This window comes from Microbacterium sp. NPDC089188 (assembly GCF_040685155.1).
Lineage (GTDB): Bacteria > Actinomycetota > Actinomycetes > Actinomycetales > Microbacteriaceae > Microbacterium > Microbacterium galbum.
Genome location: NZ_JBFBHH010000004.1, coordinates 62,567 through 87,896, shown reverse-complemented (window position 1 = coordinate 87,896; position 25,330 = coordinate 62,567). Strand labels below are relative to the sequence as shown.

The window sequence follows — 25,330 nt, the reverse complement described above, 5'->3', positions numbered from 1 at the left end:
TCAGAGCCCGCCCAGGGGACCGCGGGCTTCGACAGGCCCAGCCACCTCCCCGTCGAACGTCGCTCAGCCCACCCGCGCGACCATCGCGCGCGCGTGGCGGAGGATCGGTTCGTCGATCATGCGCCCCTCGAAGCGGAACGCGCCGCCCTCGGCCTCCGCGAGCACGCCGTGCGCCCAGCGCAACTGCTCCGGCGTGGGCGCGTACGCCGCACGGATGGTCTCGACCTGGCCCGGGTGGATGCACGCGGTGGCCGCGAACCCCGAGGCCGCGGCATCCTGAGCTTCGGCGGAGAGACCCTCGAGGTCGCCGATGTCGACGTGCACCGCGTCGATCGCACGTTTGCCGGCAGCTCCCGCGGCGAGCAGGACCCGGGCCCGGGCGAGGCGCGCGACGTCGCGGTAGGTGGCATCGGCGAATCGGCTCGAGGTGCCGCCGAGGCTCGCGACGAGGTCTTCGGCGCCCCACATGAGCGCGACGACCTGCGGGACGGCGGCGAGCTGCTCCGCGTGCACGACCCCGCGCGCGGTCTCGCACAGGGCGACGACGTCGTAGCCCTCGAGGGGGGCGAGGGATGCCGGGTCCTCGGCCTTGGCGACCATCACGGTGCGCACGCGCGTCTGCGCGAGAGCGGCGAGATCGCGCGCGAACTCCGGCGTCTCGGGGCCGTTGACCCGCACGATGACGCGGTCGGGGTCGGGATCGGCGGCGATCATCGCCTCGCGAGCGGCGGGCTTGGCGTCCGGGGCGACGGCGTCCTCGAGGTCGAGGATCGCGGCGTCCGCTCGGTCGACGGCCTTGGTCAGCCGCTCGGGGCGGTCGCCGGGTACGAACAGCAGAGCGGGCCCCAGGGCGAAAGGTCGCGTCGCCGCGCGTGAGTCGGGGTGCACGCCGCTCACGCCACCGCCTCCTGCGCCCACACCAGCACCGTGCGCGTCGCGGTCGCCACGACCTCGTCGTTCTGCGAGCGACCGGTGTGCGCCATGACGACGACCCCCTGACCCGGGCGGGATGCCGACGGCCGCACCGAGACGATCTCGGTCTCGGCCGTGAGGGTGTCGCCGACGAACAGCGGAGCGGGGAAGCTCACATCGGTGAGACCGAGCTGCGCGACGAGCGTTCCCTGCGTGAGCTGCCCGACCGACAGCCCGACGAGCGTCGACAGGGTCCACATCGAGTTCACGAGCGGCCGTCCGAAGGGCTGCGACGAGGCGTAGGCGGCGTCGAGGTGCAGCGCCTGCGGGTTCATCGTGAGGGTGGTGAAGAGGACGTTGTCGGCGTCGGTCACCGTCCGGCCGGGTCGGTGCGCGTACCTTTCCCCCACGACGAATTCCTCCAGATACAGGCCCCGCTGCTCGATCATGCGGCCACGGTACCGGTGAGTCCCAGCGCGCGCGAGATCACCATGAGCTGCACCTCGGTGGTGCCCTCGCCGATCTCGAGGATCTTCGAGTCGCGGTAGTGCCGCGCGACGGGGTACTCGTTGATGAAACCGTTGCCGCCGAACACCTGCGTCGCGTCCCGTGCGTTGGCCATCGCGGCGTCGCTCGCCGTCATCTTGGCGACGGCGGCGTCCACCGAGAAGGGCTTTCCGGCGTCGCACAGGCGGGCGGCATGCACCCACGCCAGGCGGGCCGTGTGCACGCGCGCGTGCATGCGCGCCAGCAGGAACTGCATGCTTTGCCGCGTCGAGAGGCGCTCGCCGAAGACCGTGCGGCTGCGGGCGTAGTCGACGGCGGCTTCGAGGCACCCCTCCGCCGCGCCCGTGGCGAGGGCGGCGATCGCGACCCGGCCCTCGTCGAGCGTGCGCAGGAAGTTCTTGAAGCCCTGGCCGCGCTCACCGAGCAGATTCGCGGCGGGGACCCGCACCCCGTCGAAGGTGAGGGGGTGGGTGTCACTGGCGTTCCAGCCGACCTTGTCGTACGCGGGGCCCACCGTGAAGCCGGGTGTGCCGTTCGGGACGATGATCGTCGAGATCTCGGGGCGATCGCCCGTGCGACCGGTCACCGCGGTGACCGTGACGAAGCGGGTGATGTCGGTGCCGGAGTTGGTGATGAACTGCTTCGAGCCGTCGATCACCCATTCCTCGCCCTCGAGACGCGCGGTGGTGCGCGTGGCGCCGGCGTCACTGCCCGCCTCGGCCTCGGTCAGGCCGAACCCGGCGAGCGCGCGCCCCGCGACGAGGTCGGGGAGGTACTGCGCCTTCTGCTCGGCGGTGCCGTAGCGGTAGATCGGCATGGCACCCAGGCCCACGCCCGCCTCGAGCGTGATCGCCATCGACTGGTCGACGCGCGCGACGCCCTCGATCGCGACGCAGAGGCTCGCGTAGTCGCCGCCCTGTCCGCCGACCTCCTCGGGGAACGGGAGGCCGAACAGGCCGAGCTCGCCCATCTGCTCGACGATGTCGAGGGGAAGCTCGTGCGCGCGATCGGCCTCGTACGAGCGCGGCGCGATCACCTCGTCGGCGAACTCGCGCACCATCGCGCTCAGCTCGCGCTCGTCGTCGGTGAAGGCCTGCTGGCTGTCGATGCTCACGGGTGGATCTCCTTGTGGGATGGGATGGGGGTGGACGCCGGGGATGCGGCGGAGGAGGAGGCGGAGCCCGTCGACAGCCCCGAGGCCGAGGGGGTACCGGTCCCTTCGACAGGCTCAGGGACCTCGGGATCAGGGTCCTCGGAGGCGGGGATCTCGGACTCGACGACCTGCGGAGACGGGCTCACCGTCGCGACCACCGCGTCGCGGGCGACCTGGGTGCCGCGGGTGACGTGCAGGCGCAGCACCCCGGGGTGGGGTGCGGTCACGGTGTGCTCCATCTTCATGGCCTCGATGGTGACGAGTCGGTCGCCCGCTTCGACGGCGTCTCCGTCCGCGCCGTGCACCGCGACGACGGTGCCGGGCAGCGGGGCGACGAGCTCGGGATCGACGGCGCCGGGTGCGCGTCCCGCACTCGCGCGGCGGCGCGCGGCGGCGTCCCGACGCGAGACGACCCGCAGGCGATGGGCCGCGCCCTCGGCGTGCGCCCAGTACTCGATCGGCCCGCCCACGACCCGCGCATCACCGGCGGCGGGCGATGCCGTGTGCACGCGCCCCGCGTCATCCTGCAGCCATACCGTCCGATGCGCCTGCGCTCCCCCGGCGCGCCACGCCCCGGCGCGGCCCCAGACCGAGCCCTCGGCCGGAGCGGCGGCATCCACGACCCGCTGCGCCACCACGGCGAGCGCAGCCGGTGACGGTTCCGGAGACTCGGGCGTGCCTCTGCGGTCGAGCACGCCCGTGTCGAGGTCGCCGGCGCGCACCGCCGGTTCGGCCAGGAGTGCGCGGAGGTCGGCGATGTTGGTGTCGACGCCGAGCACGACGGTCTCGGCGAGGGCGGCGTCGAGGCGCGCCAGGGCGGTCTCACGGTCGGGGCCGTGGGCGATGACCTTGGCGATCATGGGGTCGTACAGAGAGCTGATCACGCTCCCCGTCTCGACGGCGCTGTCGACGCGGGCGGGTCCCGGATGCCACGCGGTCACCGTCCCGGTGGCGGGGAGGTATCCGCGCGCGGGGGTCTCGGCGTACACGCGCGCCTCGATCGCGTGCCCGTCGAGTCGGATCTCGGGCAGGTCGAGGGCGTGGCCTGCGGCGACGCGCAGCTGCTGTTCGACGAGGTCGATCCCGGTGACCATCTCGGTCACGGGGTGCTCCACCTGGAGGCGCGTGTTCATCTCGATGAAGAAGGGCTCGTCGATCCGGTCGCCGGCGACAAGGAACTCGACCGTCCCGGCGCCCAGGTAGCCGACGCTGCGGGCGGCGGACACCGCGGCTTCTCCGAGGCGCGTGCGCGTCGCGGCATCCACCACGGGTGAGGGCGCCTCCTCGACGACCTTCTGATGACGTCGCTGCAGGGTGCACTCGCGTTCACCGAGGGAGATCGTCGTGCCGTGCGCGTCGGCGAGCACCTGCACCTCGATGTGCCGCGGGCGCTCCAGCAGCCGCTCGAGCAGCAGGGTGTCGTCGCCGAACGCGGCGGCGGCGACCCGACGGGCCGTGGCGAGCGCATCGGCCAGGTCGGCGGGGCCGGTGGCGACCGTCATCCCCTTCCCGCCGCCGCCGGCGGAAGGCTTCACGAGGAGCGGAAACCCGGCGCGGTCGGACGCGGCGGCGATCTCGTCGTCGCTCAACCCCGCCGCCGGGAATCCCGGCACGATCGGCACTCCGTGCGCGGCGACGTGCTCCTTGGCGCGGATCTTGTCGCCCATGACTTCGAGCGCCTCGATACCGGGGCCCACGAACACGACACCGGCCGCGGCGCACGCGCGGGCGAAGCCGGCGTTCTCGCTGAGGAAGCCGTAGCCGGGGTGCACGGCATCCGCTCCGCTGGACACGGCGGCGTCGACCACGGCATCGACGTCGAGATACGACGGCACCCGCACCGCGCGGTCGGCTTCTCGCACGTGGGGGGAACCGGCATCCGCGTCGGTGTACACCGCCACGGAACGGATGCCGAGGCGTCGGAGCGTGCGGAACACGCGGCGGGCGATCTCACCGCGGTTGGCGACGAGGACGGAGGAGAAAGGAGGATTCTCCGGCCGGGGGGTGGTGACGTCAGGGGTGCGGAGATCGGGGCTGGTGAAAGCAGGAATGCTCATGGTCACATCCGGAAGAGGCCGAAGCCCCGGTCGGCCAGGGGGACGCGGCTGACGACGTCGAGAGCGAGCCCCAGCATCGTGCGCGTGTCGACGGGATCGATCACGCCGTCGTCCCAGAGGCGCGCGGTGGCGTAATACGGGTCGCCCTGCTCGTCGTAGCGGGCGCGGATCGGGTCTTCGAACGCCCGCTGCTCGGCATCCGTCCACTCCTCGCCTCGTGCGGCGCGCTGGTCGCGCTGGACGGTGGAGAGGACGGATGCCGCTTGAGCTCCGCCCATGACCGAGATCCGGCTCGCGGGCCAGCTCCACAGGAATCGCGGGTCGTACGCGCGGCCGCACATGGCGTAGTTGCCGGCTCCGTACGACCCGCCGACGAGGACGGTGAGCTTGGGCACGCGGGTGGTGGCGACGGCGGTGACCATCTTGGCGCCGTCTTTCGCGATGCCTCCGGCCTCGGCATCCCGCCCCACCATGAACCCGGTGATGTTCTGGAGGAACAGCAGGGGGATGCCGCGTTGGTCGGCGAGTTCGATGAAGTGCGCCGCCTTGAGGGCCGACTCGCTGAAGAGCACGCCGTCGTTCGCGATGATGCCGACCGGATGCCCGTGCAGGCGGGCGAAGGTCGTGATGACGCTCTCGCCGTACAGCGCCTTGAACTCGTGCAGGGAGTCGGCGTCGACCAGGGTGTCGATGATCGCGCGCATGTCGACGGGCTGCGCGACGTCGACCGGGACGATGTCGTAGAGATCCTCCGGCGCGCGCGACGGATTCCGCGGGGCGTCGATCTCCCACACCGAAGGCGGGGTGGGGGGCAGGGTCGCGATGATGTCGCGCACGATCTCGAGCGCGTGCTCGTCGTCGTCGGCGAGGTGGTCGACCACGCCCGAGCGGCGCGCGTGCAGATCGCCCCCGCCGAGCTGCTCGGCGGTGACGTCCTCGCCGATCGCGGCTTTGACCAGGGGCGGTCCGCCGAGGAAGACCGTGCCCTGGCCCCGCACGATCACGCTCTCGTCGCTCATCGCCGGCACGTACGCCCCACCCGCCGTGCACGAGCCCATGACCGCGGCGATCTGCGGGACACCGCGCGCCGACAACTGCGCCTGGTTGCGGAAGATGCGGCCGAAGTGCTCGCGGTCGGGGAACACCTCGTTCTGCATCGGCAGGAAGGCGCCACCCGAGTCGACGAGGTAGACGCACGGCAGGCGGTTCTCGAGTGCGATCTCCTGCGCGCGCAGGTGCTTCTTCACGGTGAGGGGGAAGTAGGCGCCGCCCTTCACCGTCGCGTCGTTGGCGACCACCATGACGTGGCGCCCGTGCACGAGACCGATGCCGGCGACGACCCCCGCGGCCGGAGCGCCGCCGTCGTAGAGCCCGTGGGCGGCGAGAGGAGCGACCTCGAGGAACGGGCTGCCTTCGTCGAGCAGGCGGTCGATGCGGTCTCGTGCGAGGAGCTTGCCGCGGGCCGAGTGGCGTTCCCGGGCGGCCTCGGATCCCCCGCGGGCGGTGCGCGCGAGGGTAGCGCGGAGCTCGGCGGCGAGATCGCGCTGCGTGGTGGCGGCGCCTCGGGCACCGCGGTCGGCGCGCCGACGTGCGTCGACCGCAGGCGGTGCGGCTGAGACCTCCGCGGGTGCGGGTTCCGCGGTCGCGGTCGCTGCGGAGGAGTCCGGTGCTGTGCTCATGGCGGCTTTCCGTTCCGGTGGCCGCGTCGTCGACAGCCCCGTCGATTTCAGTTAATGTTGACTAACTGAGTACCCAGGCTAACCCGAGCGGATGCCGATGACAAGACCTCTCGACCCCTCCCGCGCCGCGGCCGCCGACGACACGGCGACTCCCCCGGCGGCAGCCCGCACCACGGCCCCGTCCACGGCGCGCGACCGCGCCAAGGCCGAGCGCCGGGCGGCGCTGCTCGCCGCGGCCGCACGGTTGTTCGCCGAGCGGGGATTCGACGGGGTGACCCTCGGCGACATCGGCGAGGCCGCCGGCGTCAGTGGGCCCGCGGTCTACCGCCACGTCGCGAGCAAGCAGGCACTGCTCGGCGCGATCCTCGTCGACGTCAGCGAGCGCCTCCTCACCGGCGGACGCGCCGTCGCGGCCGCGCACCGTCCCGCGCCCGCCGCCGACCGGCGTGTCGCCGGCGTCTCCCGCCGTTCTGCCCGCCCGGCATCCGGGGCCCTCGCCGCCCTCGTCGATTTCCACGTCGCGTTCGCGCTCGCCGAGGCCGACGTCATCCGCGTGCAGGACCGCGACCTCGACCGCCTCGCGCCCGGCGACCGCCGCGCGGTGCGCCGCCTGCAGAACGCGTACGTCGAGGTGTGGACCGACGCGCTGGCGTCCCCGGATTCGCACGCGCGGGACCGGCGCGCGCAGACCCCGGACGCCGAGTCCCCCGCCGAACGTCGGGTGCGCGCCCTCGCGTGCTTCGGCCTCATCAACTCGACCCCGCACAGCGTGCGGGGCGTGCCCGCATCGCGCGTGCGCCCGACGCTCACGCGCATGGCGCTGGCCGCACTGACGGCCTGAGCGCGCTCGTCCCCCCGGGATCGCGCGTCCACGACGGCGGAGGCCCCGATCACCCTCTTTGGGTGTTCCGCACGCTCGAGCGCGCGCGGCCCGCGCGGAGAACCGGGCGCCGCCGCCTGACGGCGCCCGGAACCTTCACCGCAGCAGCATCGCCCATCCGGGCTCGCGCAGCACGCCCGCGACGTCGGTGAGGAATCGCGCGGCCTCGGCCCCGTCCACGACGCGGTGGTCGAACGACAGGCTGAGGGTGAGCACGTCGCGCAGGGCGATCTCGCCGTGGTGCTCCCACGGCGTGCGCCGCACGGCGCCGACGGCGAGGATCCCGGCCTCCCCCGGATTGAGGATCGGCGTCCCGGCATCCACCCCGAAGACTCCGACGTTGGTGATCGAGAACGTCCCGCCCGTCATGTCGGCCGGGGCCGTGCGGCCGGCGCGCGCCGTGCCGGCCAGTTCGGCGATCGCGTCGGCGAGGTCGACGAGCGGGAGGCGCTCGGCATCCCGCACGATCGGCACGACGAGACCACGATCCGTCGCGGCCGCGATGCCGAGGTTCACGTAGTGGTGCTCGAGGATCTCGCCGGCGGCCTCGTCCCACCGCGCGTTCAGCGCCGGTGTGCGCCCGAGGGCGAGGCACACGGCCTTGGCGACGACGGCCAGCACGCCGATCCGATGCCCGTCGAGGGCGCGGTCGGTCTTGAGGGATGCCAGCAACTCGGTCGTGGCGGTGACGTCGACCGTGAGGAAGGTCGTGGCGTGCGGCGCCGTGAAGGCGCTCTGGACCATCGCCGCGGCCGTGTGCTTGCGCACGCCGCGGATGGGCGTCCGGGTGACCCGCTCGCCGGGATCCGGGCGAGCGGCGGTGGAGGCGGGTGCGGCCGGGGGGACCGTCGACGCGGAGACGGAGCGAGCGACGGATGCCACCGGCACCCGTGCCGCGTACTCCTCGACGTGCGCGCGCGTCACCGCCTCCCCGGGGTGAGCGGCCGCGACGAGGACGAGATCGACCCCGAGGTCCTTCGCGAGCTTGCGCACCGGAGGCGTCGAGCGAGGACGCTCGAGCGGCAGGTCGATGGGACCCGTGCGCACCGCATCATGGGGCGCCGCCTCGCGCACCGCCGTGTCGGCGTCGAGGGTCGCCGTGCCGGCGGCGGCCCGGGCGCGGCGCTTCGGCCGACTGCCCGAGGCCGGCGCGGCCCCGTAACCGACCAGGTTGGGCGTCGCCCGCTCGGCCTCGGCCGCTGCCGCCACCGCGGGAGGCGCCGCGGACTCGTCCGCGTCCTCGCGTTCCGTCGCCGCCGCACGCTCCGTCCGTGTCGCGGCCGGCGCCGGGTCGTCGGCATCCGTCCCGCCCACGGCGAACGACACCAGCGGGGAGCCGACGGCCACCACATCGCCGGCGGCCGCGTGCAGGCCCTGTACGGTTCCGGCGTAGGGCGAGGGGATCTCCACGACCGCCTTGGCCGTCTCGACCTCGGCGATCGTCTGGTTCAACGTCACCACATCGCCCTCGGCGACGAGCCACGCGACAATCTCGGCCTCGGGCAGGCCCTCGCCGAGGTCGGGGAGCAGGAACTCGGCGATCATCGCGCACCCCCGCCCACGATCGATGCGTGCGAGCCGCCGGGTGCGGTTCCCGGCGCATCGCGCTCGAGCACCCGGTCGACGGCGTGCAGCACGCGGTCGAGGTCGGGCACGTGGTGCTTCTCGAGCTTCGACGGCGGATACGGGATGTCGTGACCGGTCACGCGCTGGGGAGGCGCCTCGAGGTACTCGAAGCACTGCTCGGTGATGCTCGCGATCAGCTCCGCGCCCATCCCCGCCTGACGTGCGGCCTCGTGCGTCACGACGACGCGCCCGGTCTTGCGCACGGATGCCGCGACGGTGTTCATGTCGATCGGCGAGAGCGAGCGCAGGTCGATGACCTCGAGCGAGACACCCTCGTCCTCCGCGGCGAGGGCGGCGTCGAGGGCCGTGCGCACCTGGGCACCGTAGGTGACGATCGTCGCGTCGGTGCCTTCGCGGGCGACGCGCGCGAGGTGCAGGGGCGGCGCGTCGGCGAGATCGGCGTCCAGGTCGACCTCGCCCTTCGAGTGGTAGAGGCGCTTGGGTTCGAAGAAGACGACGGGATCATCGGATGCCACCGCCTGCTGCAGCATCACGTAGGCGTCCTGCGGGGTGCTGGGGGCGACCACGCGCAGTCCCGCGGTGTGGGCGAAGTACGCCTCGGGCGACTCGGAGTGGTGCTCGGCCGCGCCGACTCCCCCGGCCCACGGGATGCGGATCACCAGCGGCATCCGGATCCGACCGTTGCTGCGGTAGTGCAGTTTCGCGACCTGGCAGACGATCTGGTCGAAGGCCGGGTAGACGAAGCCGTCGAACTGGATCTCGACGACCGGGCGGTAGCCGCGCAGGGCGAGGCCGACGGCTGTGCCGACGATGCCCGCCTCCGCGAGCGGGGTGTCGACGACCCGCTGTGCACCGAAGCGCTGCTGCAGGCCGTCGGTGACGCGGAACACGCCGCCCAGGGCGCCGATGTCCTCGCCCATGAGGAGGACCTTCTCGTCGCGCTCGAGGGCTTTCGCCAGGCCCGCGTTGATCGCGGAACCGAGGGTCAGCGCGGTCACTTCTCGGACCCCGCGAGGTACGCGACGTACTCCGCCTTCTGCCGCTCCAGGCCGGGGTGCGGCTCGGCGTACACGTGGTCGAACATCGTCTCGGGCGAACGGGTGGTCGCGCCGATGCAGGCGGCGCGCACGTCGGCGGCGAGGGCGTCGGCGGCGCGGGCCACCTCGTCGAGGGCGGAGTCGTCGAGCACGCCCTCGGCACGAAGGTAGGCCTCCAACCGGGCGATCGGGTCGCGCTGCGACCACGCCTCGACCTCGGCGGCGTCACGGTAGCGCGTGGGGTCGTCGCTCGTGGTGTGCGGGCCCATGCGATAGGTCACCGCCTCGATGAAGGAGGGGCCTTCGCCGCGACGCGCGCGGTCGAGGGCCCACCGCATCGCGGCGACGCACGCGAGGGCGTCGTTGCCGTCGATGCGCATGCTCGGGATGCCGAACCCCGGCGCCCGACCCGCGATCGGGTACTTCGCCTGCACGGTGACGGGCTCGCTGATGGCCCACTGGTTGTTGGAGCAGACGAAGACGACGGGGGCGCGGAACGACGAGGCGAAGATCATCGCCTCGTTGACGTCGCCCTGGCTGGTGGCGCCGTCGCCGTAGTACGCCACGGCCACGTCGGTCGAGCCGTCGCGCTGCGCGCCCATGGCCCAGCCGGTCGCGTGCAGCGACTGGGCGCCGATGATGATCTGCGGGGGCGCCGCGTTGATCGTGCTGTGATCGTAGGCGGAGTGCTCCTCACCGCGCCAGGCGAGCACGTAGTCGGCGGGCTGTGCTCCGCGGCCGAGCAGCACGCCGTGCTCGCGGTAGCTGGGGAAGACGAAATCGCCGGGGGCGAGGGCGTGCGCGGTGCCGACCTGCACGGCCTCCTGGCCGCGGCACGGGGCCCACAGGGCGAGCTGACCCTGACGCTGCAGGGCGACGCCCTCGGCGTCGAGGCGACGCGTGAGGACCATGTCGCGATGGAGGGCGCGGAGCTCGTGCGGCGAGAGGTCGGCGATCCACGGGTCGAGCTCGGCATCCGGGATCCGCGAGCCGTCGGGCTCGAGCAGGCGCGAGACGTCGTCGACGTCGCCGCGCGTGCCGGTGGATCCGCGGTCGGCGGCTCCCTGCTCCGGCGTGGTCTGGGTGTACGTCATCGTCATCCCTCCAGGTGCGGCCCGGGGCTCCTCGTGAGAGCCGGGGCGGTCCGGGCGTCGGCAACTCCGCCGACGAGGCCGACCGTACGCGCGGAATGCACCCCGCTCAAGACCTCGCCGTCATATTGAGCAAGGTGCCCATTGCGGAGGGCGGTGACACTGCTAATGTTTCGCACCATGAGCAAGCTCGACGCGGTCGACCTCGACCTCCTCCGCGCCCTGTCCGCCGACCCGCGCGCCACCGTCGTCGCGCTCGCCGAGAAGCTCGGCCTCTCGCGCAACACCGTGCAGGCCCGCATGAGCCGCCTCGAACGCGGCGGCGTGTTCCTGTCGTTCGAGCGCACGCTGTCGGCCGAGGCGCTCGGTTTCCCGATCGAGGCGTTCCTGCAGGTGACGGTGCGTCAGGCCGAGCTCCCCGCGATCCGCGAGGAGCTCGCGAAAGTCCCCGAGGTGCTGCAGGCCCACGGCCTCAGCGGCCAGGTCGACCTGCTCGTGCGCGTCGCGTGCCGCGATACGCAGCATTTGTTCGACACCGACGCGCGCATCCTCGCGATCGAGGGCGTCGAGCGCACCGAGACCTCGCTCGTGATGGGCGAGGTCATCGGCTATCGCGTGGGGCCGCTGATGCAGCTGGCGCGCGAGGAGATCTGACCCGCCCCTGCGCGCCCCGCAGCACCCCAGGTTCCGGACCCCGTCGGAGGGACCGGAACCTGCGCCGGCTCACGGCGCCGGCACCACCGGGATGCTCGCCGTCTCGGTCTTCGGCTCGGCGGGGCTCCCGGCATCCAGGCGCACGAGCACGACCCCGACGAGGATCAACGCGCCGCCCACGAACTGGATCGGCGCGGGCGTCTCGCCCAGCAGCAGCCACGCGAAGCCGAGTGCGAACAGCACCTCGCTGAGGCCGACGAACGACGCCAGACGCGATCCGATGAGCGGCACCGCGATCACCCCGAGGGCGTAGCCGAGGGTGGTCGCCACCGCGCCGACCCACAGCAGCGGCAGGATGCCGGGAACCTGCAGCCCCGCGAGCGACACCGTGATCGAGGGCGCGGCGAAGGGGAGCACGCCCACCCCCACGAGGATGCCCATGAGCAGCGTCCCGGTGAGCAGGCCGCCGGCGGCGAGGGCGAGGGGTGGGAGGTCGTCGCCCGCGCGGCCGGCGATCACGAAGTACGCGGCTGCGCAGACGGCGGCGCACAGGGCGAAGAGCGTGCCGAGCAGGTCGAATCGCGCCCCGCTGATGTCGACGACCAGGACGAGTCCGGCCATCGCGACGACCGAGCCGATGAGCACGGCCTTCGACGGCGCGCGGCGGGTGCGCGCCCAGACGGCGATCACGATGAGCACCGGGGCGATGTACTGGATCAGCAGCGCCACGGCCACCGGCATCCTCTGCATCGCGGCGAAGTAGAACAGCTGGCAGCCGGCGACCGCGGTCAGGCCGAACGACACGATGAGCAGGCCGTGGCGCCGGAGGAACCCTCGCTGACGCCGGATCGCCGTGATCAGCGCGGGCGAGAGCAGGAGAGCCGCGACGCCCATGCGGACGAGCAGCACGGCCCCGAGCGACCATCCTCCGTCGAGGAGCGGTTTGACGAAGGGGCCGCTGGACGAGAAGGCCAGCGCCGAGGCGACGGCGATGAGCAGCCCCGTGACGGCGCCGGAGCCGTGGCGGACGGGACGGGGAAGGGTGACGGACGACGTGGTCATGCGGGCCTGCTGTCAGGAGTCAAGAGTGAGTACACTCGTGACAGTACGACCTGAGAATGTCAGGAGTCAACATGGTCTTCATCCGTGACACCGAACTGGTGCTGCGCGCGACCGTCGAACTGGTCAACACCCTGCCCCACACCGAGGTGAGCGGGGTCGACACCCTCACGACGATGGCCGAGCTCGACGACTTCGCCGAGCGGCACACCTACACCGGTTCGCGCGCCCGCGACGAGCGCGAGCTGGCCGCCGTGCGCGGCATCCGGCGCCGCATCCAAGCACTGTGGAACGTCGATCGCGATGACGCGGTGCCCCTCGTGAACGCGATGCTGCGCGACGGACGCGCCCTCCCCCAGCTCGTGCGGCACGACGAGTTCGACTGGCACATCCACGCCTCCGAGGCGTCGGACCACCTCGCCCAGCGCATGCTCGTCGAGACGGCCATGGCGTTCGTCGACGTCATCCGCGCCGACGAGTACGCCCGCATCCGCGTGTGCGACGCCGACGACTGCGACGGCGTGTACGTCGACTTCTCGAAGAACGGCTCGAAGCGCTACTGCGACTCCGGCAACTGCGGCAACCGCATGAACGTCAACGCGTATCGGAAGCGGAAGGCGGAGACGGCGTAGTGAGGTTCTGGCGCGGCAGAGCTCGCGTCACCGGTCGCCGAGGAACGTCCGGATCGCGGATGCCGCCGCCTGCGGCGTCTCGTAATGGATGAGGTGCCCGACCTCGGGGATCTCTACCAACTCCGCATCGGGGAAGAGGGTGGCGAGGTGCCGCTCGGCCTCGATCGGAGTGATGTCGTCCTTCTCGGCCGCGATCAGGAGCGTCGGCTGCGCGATGTGCGGCGCGAACTCGCGGACGTCGTGCGAGACGCTCGTCACGAACGCCTCGTGCAGCACGTCGCGGTCGGCGAAGCGGGAGAAGTACTCGTCGTGCTGCTCGTGCACGAAGCGCCGCAGCTCCGGGTCGCGCGTCTTGGCCATGGCGTTGCTCATCACCCGCACGATGAGACCGTTGCGCAGCAGCCCCTCGCCGAGAGCGCGCGGGAGCTTCGCTCCGGCGAGGTAGTAGAAGACGGCGAGTCGCGTGAGGATGCCGCGCGGCCCCTCCAGCGCGGGCGCGCCGATCGGGTTGACGAGGATGAGCCGGGGCGTCGCGAGCCCGCCGGCCACGGCGGCGGCCGACACGATCGACCCGAACGAGTGCCCGAGCACCACCGCGCCGGGCGCGACCGCCTCGACGAACGCCCGCAACCACTGCGCATACGTCTCGAGATCGTGCGCGCGACCCGCCAGCGGCGCCGTCTCACCGAAGCCGGGCAGGTCGGGTGAGATGACCCGGATGCCGCGCAGGTGCGCCACGACGGGGTCGAGTCCGTGATGCTCGCCGCGGAACCCGTGCACCGCGACGATCGTCGTCGAAGCGGCCTCGTCTCCGTAGACCCAGTAGGCCGTGGTGCCGCCGAGGACGGCGGTCTCGCGGCGCTCCACGGCGATCTCGGCGAGGCGCTCGGCGTAGGGATTCGGCATGGGTCGAGTCTACGAGGGGGTCCCGACACCGCCGGGCGCGATCCTCCCCCACCACGTCCCGGCACCGTCGGCCGCGATCCTTCCTGTCGCGCCTCGTCATCCGGGACGCGCGTCGACGCGAACGCCGCCCCCGGCGCTTCCCGCCGCGCCCGGCGTTCAGGACGCGCGCCCGGCGCTCACGCCGCCGCCTGGCATCCGGGACCTCCTCCCCGCACCCTTCTGCGCGCCTCGCCGTCCATGTCGGAACCTCGTTCTACGGTGACCCCATGACCCTGTGGCAGGCCGAGCCGCTCCCCCTCTTCCAGACGCCCGAGTGGGCGCGCCTGATCGGCGTGTTCGATCTCGAGACCACCGGCGTGGACGTCGAGAGAGATCGCATCGTGACCGCCCACGTGGGCGTGCTCGACGTCGACGGCAACGTCATCGACGCCCGCGACTGGCTCGCCGACCCGGGCATCGAGATCCCCGCCGGAGCCGCGGCCATCCACGGCATCACCACGGAGCGGGCTCGCGCCGACGGAGCCCCCGCCCCGCGCGTGGTGGCCGAGGTCGTCGAAGCCCTCGCCGCGCTGTTCGCCGCCGGCATCCCGGTGGTGGCCTACAACGCTCCGTACGACTTCTCGCTGCTCAAGAACGAAGCCGTTCGCCACGGCGTCGCGCCGATCCACGCGCCCTCACCCGTGATCGACCCCCTCGTGGTCGACAAGACCTACGACACGTACCGTCGCGGCAAGCGCACCCTGTCGGTCGTCGCCGAGCACTACGCCGTCCCGCTCGAATCCGCTCACGAAGCCTGCGCCGACGCGGTCGCCGCCGGGCGCCTGGCCCTGGCTCTCGCCGAGAAGTTCGGACCGTGGATGCCGCAGACCCTCGACGAGCTGCACACCCGCCAGATCGCGTGGGCCCGCGCGCAGGCCGCGAGCCTGACCGAGTACTTCGTGAAGATCGGCCGCCTGGATGCCGCCGCTCCGCCGCTCGACGGGGCGTGGCCGATCCGCTGAGAAGCGGGCGACGCCGGATCGATCACGCAGGAGGGCCCACGGGGGCCGGGCTGCGACCGGCCTCACGGGCGGCGGGCGCCTTCCGCACCACGATCCGACACCGCCGGACCCCGACACCGATTGGGATCGCACGATGCCTCCCCCGATCCCGACGCGCGCGACGGACGACATCGCACACGGCGACCGGAGTGGCGGCGCCTCCCCCGGGTCCGACGCGGTATCTGCTTGTCGAAGGTTCCCCACCGCGAGCTCACCGGTCCGGCATCCGCTCAGCGCGGGACCCGACCACGCATTCGCCGCGAGGCTCCGGCCCTTCGCGGCGATGTCGGAGGCCCCCGATAGCGTTTCGACATGGACACCTCCGTTCCTCTCGCCGACCGGCCCTCGCCGGATCCGCGGTCGTGGGACGGGGTTCCGTGGCCTGCCGACGACGAGCTCGACGACGAGGTCGCGTGGGCCCAGCTGCTCGATCTCGGCGCGGCGAGTCACCGCGACGACGTGTTCTCCACGGACGACGTGTTCTCCTCTGTTCACGTCCGGCCCGAGGGGGCCGCGGCTGACGGCGAGGCGGCTGACGATGACGCGACTGACGATGACGCCGCGACCGCCTCGGCATCCGATCTCGACGCAATCCTCGGGCATCTCGAGCTGATCGCCGCCGAGCGTCACCGTCTTGCGGCCGAGGAGGGTCGCCTCATCGCGACCGTCCTGCGCGACGCCGCCGCCGACCCGACGCCCTGGGTCGGCCCCGACCCGACCCTCGACTACACGTGGAGCGATGCGCGCGGCCGCACCGCCGGCGCGGTGCGACGCGACCGCGTCGATCTCGCGCAGCGGGCGGCGGCCGCCGAGATGGCGGTGCGTCTGCGCCTCTCGGAGCAGACCGTCCGCACGCGCGCCACGCACGTCGAGGCGCTTCGAGAACGCTGCCCTCGGCTGTGGGACGCGTTCGCCGCCGGACGGACGTCCGAACGCCACGCCGTCGAGGCGGCCCGGCTCGCGACCTCCCTCCCTCACGACGAGACGGCGTGGAGGGCGTTCGACGACGGCGCCGCCGAGACCGCGATGAGGCTGACGCCCACGAAGTTCGCCGTCGCCGCGCGCGCTGTTCGCGAGCGCGTGCATGCCGAGTCGATCGATGCCCGCCATCGCCGCGCAGCGCGCGATCGCGGGGTGTGGATGGCGCCGGAACTCGACGGGATGGCCTCGCTCACCGCCTTCCTCCCGGCAGAGAGGGCACGCAGCATCATGACGCGCCTCGACGGCGCCGCTCGGCATCTGCACGCTGCGCCGGATGAGGAGCGCACGCTGGCGCAGCTGCGCGCCGACGTTCTCGCCGACCTCGTGACGGTCTCGAGTGCTGACCTGGCCGCGACCGGCCGCTCGGACGCTCCCGTACCCAAAGGCGAGGCCCCGCCCCGCGTCGAGACCACTCCCCGAGGCGACTCCGCGTCCCGAGTGGGCGCCGCGCCCACGTCCACAACAACGCGAACACACGCCGCTTCCCCCACGGTCGTCGTCACCGTCCCCGCGCTGACCCTCCTCGGGGCTGACGATCGCCCCGCCATCCTCGATGGCTACGGACCCATCGACCTCGACACCGCGCGCCGTCTGGCCGGCGAAGCGAGCTCCTGGGTGCGCCTTCTGACGCACCCCGTCACCGGCGCACCGCTCGTCCTCGACCGTCAGACGTACCGCGTCCCCACGGCCCTCCGACGCTGGCTGGGCGTGACGTCGCCGACCTTCGTCTTCCCCGGCTGCAACCGCTTAGCGCGCGACTGCGACCTGGACCATCTCAGCGCGTGGGCCGACGGCGGCTCTACGGATGCCGATAATCTCGCACCGGAGTGCCGACACCATCACCGCCTCCGGCACGAGACGCGGTGGACGCCGACCCACGATCCCGTCACCGGCGACCTGCAGTGGACGTCGCCGCTCGGCGGCACGTACGACACCGATCCGCCGCCGTTCTGAGCGCCGGGCGGGCGTCGTGCTCGCCCCGCCCCGCCCATCACCGCCCCGCCCCATCGCCGACGCGCACCACCTCCGCCCCACCCGCCTCGGCCCCGCACCTCGAACCCGGCTGACGTCGCCGCAATGCCACACTGTTCCCGTGACCTGCCGCATTGCGACCGTCCAGATGGAAGCCGTCCCGGGTGACGTCGACGCGAACGTCGCTCTCATCGCCCGCCTCGTGGGCGACGCCGCGGCGGGGGATGCAGACCTGGCCCTCTTCCCCGAAGCCGCCGTCACCGGGTACGACGACCTCGCTTTCGCCGGCCCCCTTCCCGCGCTCGGCCCGGGCGGGTGGTGGGCCCCCGTGCAAAAGGCCGTCGACCGCACCGGCGTCATCGCCGTCGTCAACACCGCCTTCGAGCGGGAGGGGTGCCGCACCCTCAGCGACGTGATCCTCTCCCCCGGTCGCGACCCCCTCGCTGCCTACGCCAAGCAGCACCTGCACGACAGCGAACGCCCCCTCTTCGCTCCCGGCGATCACGGTGCCTCGTTCGTCCTGCACGGCCTCCGCTTCGCGCTCTCGGTCTGCTACGACGCGAACTTCCCCGAGCACGCGGCCGCCGCGGGCCGAGCCGGGGCGCACGTCTACCTCAACAGCGGCGCGTACTTCCCCGGGGGCGAGCACCGCCGCGATCTCCACTACGCCTCACGCGCCCTCGACAACGGCATGTACGTGGTGTTCAGCGGCCTCGTGGGTGGTCCGCACGCCTTCATCGGCGGCTCCGCCGTCTTCGATCCGCTCGGCCGGCGCATCGCCGCGGTCGGCGAGGGCGAGCACGTCGCGTTCGCCGACCTCGACGCGGAGGTCGTCCGCGAAACCCGCGAGCGCCAACGGATGTGGGCGGATCATCGCGACGAGCTGGGTCCCCACCGACCTCTGGGGTCGTTCCGCCCGACCGACGCGGCGCACTGATCGGTGAGGCGCCCCGTCGCGCCGGGCACGGGCGACCCCATCCGCGCTCGAGATGATGCCGTCACTGCCTCCACATGACGCATGCCTCGCCCGCTCAGGCGCGGGAGCTCGTCGACCTCGCCGAGGTCACATCGATCGTCCGCGTCACCAGAGAAGACCGCCTGCTCTTCGACGTGTACAGCCCCGACGCGGCGCGGCTGGAGGAGGTGGTCGAGCGCTCGCGCGGCTCGGCCCAGTGACGACGTCCCCCGTCCTCAGCACTCACCCGCCGAAACCCCTCCTGCCCGCGAAGGGCGAGTGAGGGCGACCGCGCCCCGGTGACGATGTCCCCCATCCTCAGCACCGACCCGCCGAAGCCCCTCCTGCCCGAGAAGCGCGGGTGAGGGCGACCGCGCCCCGGTCACCTCCGGCTCCGGGAAAGACGAAAGCCCCCCGTCCTGAAGGACGAGGGGCTTCGACGCGGAACCGCTGCGGATCAACGACCGCCGAAGTTCTTGAAGCGCTGGTTGAACTTCTCGACGCGACCGGCCGAGTCCATGATGCGCTGCTTGCCCGTGTAGAACGGGTGCGAGGCCGACGAGATCTCCACGTCGATGACGGGGTACTCCACGCCGTCGAGCTCGATCGTCTTGTCGCTCGAGACGGTCGAACGGGTGAGGAAGGTGTCGCCCGAACCGAGGTCGCGGAACACGACGGCCTTGTACGTGGGGTGGATGTCAGTCTGCATGGGAGGTCCTTTGAGAAGTGGTGCCCTGGATTCTGCCAGGACGTCAAAGTCTGCGGCGCCGGAGGCACCAACGGAAGAGTCTACCAGGCCCGAGCCGAAGCCGACGCCGAGAGGCCCCGCCGCCCGGGATCACACCGCGCGAGCGGCGTACCGACCGGCGTCGTGCGTAAGGGTGATGTCGAGTCCGAACGTCGCCGAGAGGTTCTCGGCAGTGAGGGCCTCTTCGAGGGGTCCGGATGCCACGACCTCGCCGTCGCGCAGCAGCAGCACGTGCGTGAACCCGATGGGGATCTCCTCGACGTGGTGCGTGACCATGACCATCGCGGGTGTCGTCGGCGCCTGCGCGTAGCCCGACAGCAGGCTCAGCAGCTCTTCGCGCGCCCCCAGGTCGAGGCTCGCGGTCGGCTCGTCGAGCAGCAGCAGCTCCGGATCGGTCATGACGGCGCGGGCGATCTGCACGCGCTTCTGCTCGCCGTCGCTGAGCGTTCCGAAGGTGCGGTCGGCGAGGTGGTCGAGCTTCCACTCGGCCAGCACGCGCAGCGCGCGTCGCTCGTCGATGTCGTCGTAGTCCTCGCGCCAGCGCCCGACGACCGAGAAGGCCGCGGTCAGCACGACGTCGAGCACGGTCTCCTCCGGCGGCACGCGTCGCGCCATCGCCGACGAGGCGAAGCCGATACGCGGACGCAACTCGAAGACGTCGGTCCGCCCGAGTCGCTCGCCGAGGATGGTCACGGCACCCGACGTGGGGTGCAGCAGCGTGTCGGCGAGCTGCAGAACGGTGGTCTTGCCGGCGCCGTTCGGCCCGAGCACGACCCAGCGCTCGTCATCCGACACCGTCCAGTCGAGGTGGGACACGATGTCCCGCGCGTTCCGGCGGACGACGACGTCGGAGAACTCGAGCACCTGAGGCATGCAGCTAGCCTAACGGGCGCGACGACACCACCCGGATGCCACACGGCCGACGTGCAGAGCTACCGCGACGCCCCCGCGACCTCGGCGTACAACGCCGCGGTCTCCTGCGCGATCGCGTCCCAGCTGAAGGCGTCGACGGCGCGCTGGCGCCCCGCCTCGCCGAACGCGCGGGCGGTCTCGGCATCCGCCACGACCTCCGTGAGCACGCGGGCGAGGTCGTCGACGAAGCGGTCGGGGTCCACGGGCGTGCCGGTGCCGTCCTGCACCTGGTCGATCGGCACGAGACGACCGGTCACGCCGTCGACGACGACCTCGGGGATGCCGCCGGTCGCGGTGCCCACCACGGCCGCTCCGCACGCCATCGCCTCGAGGTTCACGATGCCGAGCGGCTCGTACACCGAGGGGCACACGAACGTCGTCGCCGCGGTGAGGATGGCGCACAGCTCGTCGCGTGGAAGCAGACGCTCGATCCACACCACGCCGTCGCGGGTCGCCTGCAGGCCGCGCACGAGTTCCTGCACCTCGGCCATGATCTGCGGGGTGTCTGGGGCGCCCGCGCACAGGATCACCTGCACGTCCGGCGGCAGTTGCTCGACCGCGCGCAGCAGGTACGGCAGACCCTTCTGCCGTGTGATGCGCCCGACGAAGACGACGGAGGGACGCGACGGATCGATCCCGACCGATTCCAGGAACGCGTCGTTCGTCACCGGATGCCACGCCTCGGTGTCGATGCCGTTGTAGATGACCCGCACCTTGGCGGGATCGAGCGACGGGTAGCTGCGCAGGATGTCGTCGCGCATCCCCGAACTCACCGCGACGACCGCCGCGGCCCCCTCGTACGCCGTCTTCTCGATGTAGCTCGACACGGCGTAGCCGCCGCCGAGCTGCTCGGCCTTCCAGGGCCGCAACGGCTCGAGGCTGTGGGCGGTCACGACGTGCGGGATCCCGTGGAGGAGGGATGCCAGGTGCCCGGCGAAGTTCGCGTACCAGGTGTGCGAGTGCACGACGTCGGCGCCGGCGACGTCGGTGACGATCTCGAGGTCGGTGCCGAGGGTCTGGATCGCGCCGTTCGCGGAGGCGAGCTCGGAGGGGACGCCGTAGGACGTCGTGTCGGCCGCGTCGCGCTCCGCGCCGAACGCGCGGACCTGCACCTCGGTGCCCTCGGCGCGCAGCGCCTTGACCAGCTCCGTGGCGTGGACCCCGGCTCCCCCGTAGATCTCCGGCGGGTACTCCTTGGTCACGATGTCGACGCGCATGAGACGAACCGTAGTACAGCGGAAGGCACGCCGACGACGTGTTCCGGCATCCTGTTCCGCCCCCTAGTGTGGTGCCATGCCTGCAGCGCCGAAGGTCTTCGGAATCATCCTCGCCGGCGGCGAGGGAAAGCGACTCATGCCCCTGACGGCGGATCGCGCCAAACCCGCCGTCCCCTTCGGCGGCCAGTACCGCCTCATCGACTTCGCCATCTCGAACCTCATCAATTCGGGCCTGCGCCAGCTCGTCGTGCTCACGCAGTACAAGTCGCACAGCCTCGACCGCCACATCTCTCAGACGTGGCGCATGTCGCCCATGCTCGGCGCGTACGTGGCATCCGTCCCCGCCCAGCAGCGCCTCGGCAAGCGGTGGTTCTCGGGCTCCGCCGACGCGATCCTGCAGTCGATGAACCTCATCCGCGACGAGAAGCCCGACATCGTCGTCGTCATCGGCGCCGACCACGTGTACCGAATGGACTTCAAGCAGATGCTCGACGCCCACATCGCTTCGGATGCGCGCGCGACAGTCGCCGGCATCCGTCAGCCGATCTCGCTCGCGAACCAGTTCGGCGTGATCGACACCGATCCGAGCGACCCCACGAAGATCCGCGCGTTCCTCGAGAAGCCGCAGAACCCCGAGGGGCTGGCCGACTCGCCGCACGAGGTGCTCGCCTCGATGGGCAACTACATCTTCGACGCCGACGCGCTTGTCGAAGCCGTCACCCACGACGGCGAGCTGCCGACCTCGGCCCACGACATGGGCGGCGACATCGTTCCGTACTTCGTCAACCGCGGCGAGGCGGCCGTGTACGACTTCCAGCGCAACGACGTGCCCGGGTCCACCCCGCGCGATCAGTCGTACTGGCGCGACGTGGGCACGATCGAGTCGTTCTACGACGCGCACATGGACCTGATCTCGACCCTGCCCATCTTCAACCTCTACAACACCGACTGGCCGATCTACTCGCAGACCTTCAACGCCCCGCCGGCGAAGTTCGTGCGCGACTCGGTCGGACGCATCGGCAACGCGATCGACTCGATCGTGTCGCTCGGCTCGGTGCTGTCGGGGACCCACCTCGAACGCAGCGTGGTCGGCCCGTGGGCGCTCGCCGGCGGAGGCTCGACGATCACCGACTCGGTGCTCTTCGATAGCGTGCAGGTCGGCGCGGGCGCTCGCATCCATCGCGCGATCCTTGACAAGAACGTCGTTCTCGAGCCGGGGGCGACCATCGGCGTCGACCGCGAACGCGACCTCGCCCGAGGGTTCACGGTGACCGAGACGGGGATCACCGTCGTCGGCAAGGACGTGCACGTCCACGCCTGACCCTCGCAACGAGAGAGGGCGGTGACCACCACGGTCGCCGCCCTCTCTCGTTGCGGGTCTCTCAGACGCCGACGCGCGCGAACGCGTCGCGCGAGATGCCCTTCTCGAGCACGGCCTTCGACCACTCGCGCGCACTGTGGAGGCTGTGGTCGCGGTAGTTGCCGCAGCTGAAGGCGTCGGTCCCGGGGACGTCGTCCCACGTGACGTCGTCGGCGATGGCCCGCAGCGAGTCGGTGATGGCGCTCGCCAGCGCCTCCACGTCGGGCTCGCCCCACATGATCACGTGGAAGCCGGTGCGGCAGCCGAAGGGCGAGATGTCGATGAGACCGTCGATGCGGTCGCGGACGAGGCTCGCGAGCAGGTGCTCGATGGTGTGCAGGCCGCCGGTCGGGATCTCCTGCTCGTTGGGCTGCACGAGACGCAGATCGAAGTTGCTGATGACGTCGCCGCGGGGGCCCGACTCCGTGCCGATCAGGCGGACGTAGGGCGCCAGCACGGCGGTGTGGTCCAGGGTGAAGCTTTCGACGTCGGCCATGGGAGGTCCCTTCTCAGGAGGCGGCGGAAGCTTCCAGCCTACGGCCGCCGTCCGTGGCCGGACCCGACCGTGACGCCGTGCGACAGCCGGCGCCCGCGGGCCGCTACGCCACGCGCTAGGGTCGAGCGCGTGACTTCGACCGCTCGCTTCCTCGTCGTGCTGGATGCCGATTCGACCCTCATCCGCAACGAGGTCATCGAACTCCTCGCCGACGAGGCGGGTCGCGGCGACGAGGTCGCCGCCGCCACCGAAGCGGCCATGCGCGGCGAGGTGGACTTCGCCACGAGCCTCCGCTCCCGTGTCAAGGCGCTCGCGGGCGTGTCGACCGACGCGTTCCCCCGGGCGGTCGCCCGCATCGAACCGACCCCGGGTGTGCACGACCTCATCGCCGCCGTGCACGAGCGGGGTGGCGTGGTCGGTGTCGTCTCGGGCGGCTTCCACGAGGTGCTCGACACCGTCGCCCCCGGCCTGGGCGTCGACGTCTGGCGCGCGAACCGTCTCGTCGCAGCCGACGGTGCGCTCACCGGCGAGGTCGACGGCGAGATCGTGGATGCCACCGCCAAGGCCGAGACGCTCCGCCGCTGGGCCGACGAGCACGGCGTCCCCCTGCGACTGACGTTCGCGATCGGCGACGGCGCGAACGACCTGGAGATGATGAAGGTCGCGGGCCTCGGTCTCGCCTTCAACGCCAAGCCCGCCGTGCGCGAGCGCGCCGACCTCGTCGTGGGCGACGTCGACCTGGCGCAGGTCATCGCCGTCCTCCCCCGCTGAGCGCAACGGCATCCGAGGGGCATCCCCCGCACCGCGGGCCGCGAGACGTCGTGCCGTGACCCCGCGCCGACGCCGCCCCTGGCCGACGTCGGAGGGGCGTCCTACGCTGCCGTCATGGACGTCATCCTCGTACCCGGTCTCTGGCTCGATGCGTCGTCGTGGGATGCGGTGCTGCCCGCGCTCCGCCGCGCGGGCCACCGCCCGCTTCCCCTCACCCTGCCCGGTCCGGCCGTCGGCGACCTCGTCGTCGACGACTGGCTCGACGCGGTGGTCTCCGAGATCGACCGGCTCGACGCCCCGGTGGTCCTCGTCGGCCACTCCGGCGGCGGCAACGTCGTGTGGGGGGCCGCCGATCGTCGCCCCGAGCGCGTCCGACGGATCGTGCTCGTCGACACCGTCGTCCCGCCACCGGGCGCGATGATCTCGGAGTTCCCGGTCGAAGACGGCGTCGTCCCCTTCCCGGGGTGGGAGTTCTTCGACGACGACGACGTCTCCGACCTCGACGACGACACCCGCCGCCGCACGGCCGCGCAGGTGGTCGACGTGCCCGGGCGCGTGCCGAGTTCGTCCCTGACCCTCACCGACGAGCGTCGCTACGACATCCCCGTCACGGTGCTCTCCGGCCGCCTCGACGCCGAGACGCTTCCGCGCATGCTCGCCGACTGGGACGCCTTCGCGCGGGAGTTCGCCCGCCTACGCGATACAGAAGTGGTGCACCTCGACTCCGGCCACTGGCCGCAGTTCTCGCAGCCCGAACGATTCGCACAGCACCTCGCCGCCGCCGTGCGGTGAGCACGGTCACGCAGCACCTCACCGCCGTGCGGTGAGCACGGTCGCGCTGCGTCTCTCAGGGGCGCCGCGCGAGGGGCATCCGGCTGGGTGCGGACGGTCAGTGCCCCATGCCCAGGCCGCCGTCGACCGGGATGACGGCGCCCGAGATGTAGGCCGCATCGTCCCCGGCCAGCCAGGTGACGACGCCCGCGACCTCGTCGGGCGAGGCGAACCGACCCGCGGGGATGTTCTTCTTGTACTCCGCCTGCGTGTCGGCGGGCAGCTCCGCCGTCATGTCGGTCTCGATGAAGCCGGGAGCGACGACGTTCGCCGTGATCCCGCGGCCGCCGAGCTCGCGGGTGAGCGAGCGGGCGAAGCCGACGAGCGCGCTCTTCGACGCGGCGTAGTTGATCTGCCCGGCCGAGCCGTAGAGCCCCACGACGCTGGAGATCAGGATGACGCGGCCCCAGCGCGCCTTCAGCATGCCCTTCGACGCGCGCTTGACGACGCGGAACGCCCCACCGAGGTTGGTGGAGACGACGCTGTCGAAATCGTCCTCGCTCATGCGCAGCAGCAGCGTGTCCTTGGTGACGCCGGCGTTCGCCACGACCACCGCGATCGGACCGAGCTCGGCCTCGACCTGCGAGAAGGCGGCGTCGACGGCTGCCGCGTCCGTCACGTCGGCGCGCACGGTCAACGTCCCCTCGGGGCCCTCGCCCGAGCGGGCGGTGACGGCGACCTTCCACCCCTCGGCGACGAAGCGTTCGGCGATGGCGCGACCGATCCCCCGGTTCCCTCCGGTGACGACGACGACGCGGTCCTGAGACATGGCGGAACTCCTGGGCTTGCGAGAGACGGAACCGCCTCAGCCTATCGACAGCGCCCTGTCGACAGCGTCGCGCGTCGACCGCGCGCCCTCTCCCCGACAGCCGCGGCCCCGACCGCGCCGTGTT

General features: G+C 72.1%; 25 protein-coding genes. 10 read left to right on the top strand and 15 right to left on the bottom strand.

Translation table 11 applies throughout. The features are described from left to right. Positions 1-63 precede the first annotated feature (63 nt). From AB0N80_RS13505 to AB0N80_RS13485, 5 genes are read right to left on the bottom strand one after another with little or no spacing between them, the layout of a single operon-like run. Positions 64-897: a CoA ester lyase gene (locus tag AB0N80_RS13505; protein ID WP_363578982.1), complete on the bottom strand. Its 834-nt coding sequence runs from the start codon at positions 895-897 to the stop codon at positions 64-66. Next, positions 894-1,361, bottom strand: coding sequence for a MaoC family dehydratase (locus tag AB0N80_RS13500; RefSeq protein ID WP_315995821.1), 468 nt, complete (start codon positions 1,359-1,361; stop codon positions 894-896). The genes AB0N80_RS13505 and AB0N80_RS13500 overlap by 4 nt, the downstream gene beginning before the upstream one ends. After that, entirely contained in the window at positions 1,358-2,533 is a 1,176-nt protein-coding gene (locus AB0N80_RS13495; RefSeq protein WP_363391374.1) for an acyl-CoA dehydrogenase family protein, read from the bottom strand. Before AB0N80_RS13495 ends, AB0N80_RS13500 begins: the two co-directional genes overlap by 4 nt. Beyond that, complete coding sequence (locus AB0N80_RS13490; RefSeq protein WP_363578981.1) at positions 2,530-4,629, bottom strand: biotin carboxylase N-terminal domain-containing protein; 2,100 nt, start codon at positions 4,627-4,629, stop codon at positions 2,530-2,532. The genes AB0N80_RS13495 and AB0N80_RS13490 overlap by 4 nt, the downstream gene beginning before the upstream one ends. Positions 4,630-4,631: 2 nt before the next feature. Beyond that, positions 4,632-6,308: a carboxyl transferase domain-containing protein gene (locus tag AB0N80_RS13485; protein ID WP_363578980.1), complete on the bottom strand. Its 1,677-nt coding sequence runs from the start codon at positions 6,306-6,308 to the stop codon at positions 4,632-4,634. A gap of 97 nt (positions 6,309-6,405) precedes the next feature. On the opposite strand from AB0N80_RS13485, the gene AB0N80_RS13480 reads away from it, so the two are divergent. Next, positions 6,406-7,149, top strand: a complete 744-nt coding sequence (locus AB0N80_RS13480; protein ID WP_363578979.1) for a TetR/AcrR family transcriptional regulator — start codon at positions 6,406-6,408, stop codon at positions 7,147-7,149. A 135-nt stretch (positions 7,150-7,284) separates the two neighbouring features. On the opposite strand, the gene AB0N80_RS13475 is transcribed toward AB0N80_RS13480, so the two are convergent. Genes AB0N80_RS13475 through pdhA form a run of 3 tightly spaced genes read right to left on the bottom strand, consistent with a single transcriptional unit; the run spans position 7,285 to position 10,912 of the window. Then, on the bottom strand, positions 7,285-8,733 hold the full coding sequence (locus tag AB0N80_RS13475) for a dihydrolipoamide acetyltransferase family protein (RefSeq protein WP_363578978.1): 1,449 nt from the start codon (positions 8,731-8,733) through the stop codon (positions 7,285-7,287). Continuing rightward, positions 8,730-9,773 carry an alpha-ketoacid dehydrogenase subunit beta gene (locus AB0N80_RS13470; RefSeq protein ID WP_363578977.1) on the bottom strand — a complete coding sequence of 348 codons (1,044 nt, stop codon included), beginning with the start codon at positions 9,771-9,773 and terminating at the stop codon, positions 8,730-8,732. The genes AB0N80_RS13475 and AB0N80_RS13470 overlap by 4 nt, the downstream gene beginning before the upstream one ends. Then, the gene (gene pdhA / locus AB0N80_RS13465) at positions 9,770-10,912 is read right to left on the bottom strand and encodes a pyruvate dehydrogenase (acetyl-transferring) E1 component subunit alpha (RefSeq protein WP_363578976.1); all 1,143 of its coding nucleotides are present in this window, start codon (positions 10,910-10,912) and stop codon (positions 9,770-9,772) included. Before pdhA ends, AB0N80_RS13470 begins: the two co-directional genes overlap by 4 nt. A 171-nt stretch (positions 10,913-11,083) precedes the next feature. Between pdhA and AB0N80_RS13460 the strand changes: the two genes are divergently transcribed. After that, positions 11,084-11,557, top strand: a complete 474-nt coding sequence (locus AB0N80_RS13460; protein ID WP_136585763.1) for an Lrp/AsnC family transcriptional regulator — start codon at positions 11,084-11,086, stop codon at positions 11,555-11,557. Positions 11,558-11,626: 69 nt separating this feature from the next. On the opposite strand, the gene AB0N80_RS13455 is transcribed toward AB0N80_RS13460, so the two are convergent. Continuing rightward, positions 11,627-12,619, bottom strand: coding sequence for a DMT family transporter (locus AB0N80_RS13455; RefSeq protein ID WP_363578975.1), 993 nt, complete (start codon positions 12,617-12,619; stop codon positions 11,627-11,629). Positions 12,620-12,690: 71 nt separating this feature from the next. Here AB0N80_RS13455 and AB0N80_RS13450 point away from each other — a divergent pair, with 71 nt between their 5' ends. Then, entirely contained in the window at positions 12,691-13,248 is a 558-nt protein-coding gene (locus AB0N80_RS13450; RefSeq protein WP_315995830.1) for a CGNR zinc finger domain-containing protein, read from the top strand. A gap of 27 nt (positions 13,249-13,275) precedes the next feature. Here AB0N80_RS13450 and AB0N80_RS13445 read toward each other — a convergent pair whose 3' ends face one another. After that, positions 13,276-14,154 carry an alpha/beta hydrolase gene (locus AB0N80_RS13445; RefSeq protein ID WP_363578974.1) on the bottom strand — a complete coding sequence of 293 codons (879 nt, stop codon included), beginning with the start codon at positions 14,152-14,154 and terminating at the stop codon, positions 13,276-13,278. Positions 14,155-14,420: 266 nt separating this feature from the next. Here AB0N80_RS13445 and AB0N80_RS13440 point away from each other — a divergent pair, with 266 nt between their 5' ends. From AB0N80_RS13440 to AB0N80_RS13425, 4 genes are all read left to right on the top strand, one after another. Further along, on the top strand, positions 14,421-15,155 hold the full coding sequence (locus tag AB0N80_RS13440) for an exonuclease domain-containing protein (RefSeq protein ID WP_363578973.1): 735 nt from the start codon (positions 14,421-14,423) through the stop codon (positions 15,153-15,155). A 351-nt stretch (positions 15,156-15,506) separates the two neighbouring features. Beyond that, on the top strand, positions 15,507-17,129 hold the full coding sequence (locus tag AB0N80_RS13435; RefSeq protein ID WP_363578972.1) for a DUF222 domain-containing protein: 1,623 nt from the start codon (positions 15,507-15,509) through the stop codon (positions 17,127-17,129). Positions 17,130-17,268: 139 nt separating this feature from the next. After that, positions 17,269-18,084 (top strand): carbon-nitrogen hydrolase family protein, encoded by an 816-nt coding sequence (locus tag AB0N80_RS13430; protein ID WP_363578971.1) that lies wholly within the window; start codon positions 17,269-17,271, stop codon positions 18,082-18,084. 74 nt (positions 18,085-18,158) lie between these two features. After that, complete coding sequence (locus AB0N80_RS13425; protein ID WP_363578970.1) at positions 18,159-18,323, top strand: hypothetical protein; 165 nt, start codon at positions 18,159-18,161, stop codon at positions 18,321-18,323. Between the two features lie 236 nt (positions 18,324-18,559). On the opposite strand, the gene AB0N80_RS13420 is transcribed toward AB0N80_RS13425, so the two are convergent. The 3 genes from AB0N80_RS13420 to glgA form a co-directional block, all read right to left on the bottom strand. Further along, positions 18,560-18,811, bottom strand: coding sequence for a type B 50S ribosomal protein L31 (locus tag AB0N80_RS13420; protein ID WP_055837630.1), 252 nt, complete (start codon positions 18,809-18,811; stop codon positions 18,560-18,562). Between the two features lie 129 nt (positions 18,812-18,940). Further along, positions 18,941-19,723, bottom strand: a complete 783-nt coding sequence (locus tag AB0N80_RS13415) for an ABC transporter ATP-binding protein (protein WP_315995836.1) — start codon at positions 19,721-19,723, stop codon at positions 18,941-18,943. Positions 19,724-19,782: 59 nt separating this feature from the next. After that, a complete protein-coding gene (gene glgA, locus AB0N80_RS13410) occupies positions 19,783-20,979 on the bottom strand; it encodes a glycogen synthase (RefSeq protein WP_363578969.1) in 1,197 nt (398 codons plus the stop codon). 76 nt (positions 20,980-21,055) lie between these two features. On the opposite strand from glgA, the gene glgC reads away from it, so the two are divergent. Next, positions 21,056-22,300, top strand: coding sequence for a glucose-1-phosphate adenylyltransferase (glgC, locus tag AB0N80_RS13405; RefSeq protein ID WP_315995838.1), 1,245 nt, complete (start codon positions 21,056-21,058; stop codon positions 22,298-22,300). Between the two features lie 61 nt (positions 22,301-22,361). Here glgC and AB0N80_RS13400 read toward each other — a convergent pair whose 3' ends face one another. Then, positions 22,362-22,835 (bottom strand): S-ribosylhomocysteine lyase, encoded by a 474-nt coding sequence (locus AB0N80_RS13400; protein WP_315995839.1) that lies wholly within the window; start codon positions 22,833-22,835, stop codon positions 22,362-22,364. 129 nt (positions 22,836-22,964) lie between these two features. Here AB0N80_RS13400 and serB point away from each other — a divergent pair, with 129 nt between their 5' ends. Together serB and AB0N80_RS13390 are read left to right on the top strand one after the other, a co-directional pair. Next, a complete protein-coding gene (serB, locus tag AB0N80_RS13395) occupies positions 22,965-23,606 on the top strand; it encodes a phosphoserine phosphatase SerB (RefSeq protein WP_363578968.1) in 642 nt (213 codons plus the stop codon). 114 nt (positions 23,607-23,720) lie between these two features. Beyond that, a complete protein-coding gene (locus tag AB0N80_RS13390; RefSeq protein ID WP_363578967.1) occupies positions 23,721-24,398 on the top strand; it encodes an alpha/beta hydrolase in 678 nt (225 codons plus the stop codon). Positions 24,399-24,495: 97 nt separating this feature from the next. Here AB0N80_RS13390 and fabG read toward each other — a convergent pair whose 3' ends face one another. Beyond that, positions 24,496-25,206 carry a 3-oxoacyl-ACP reductase FabG gene (fabG, locus tag AB0N80_RS13385; RefSeq protein ID WP_264630680.1) on the bottom strand — a complete coding sequence of 237 codons (711 nt, stop codon included), beginning with the start codon at positions 25,204-25,206 and terminating at the stop codon, positions 24,496-24,498. Between the last annotated feature and the right edge of the window lie 124 nt (positions 25,207-25,330).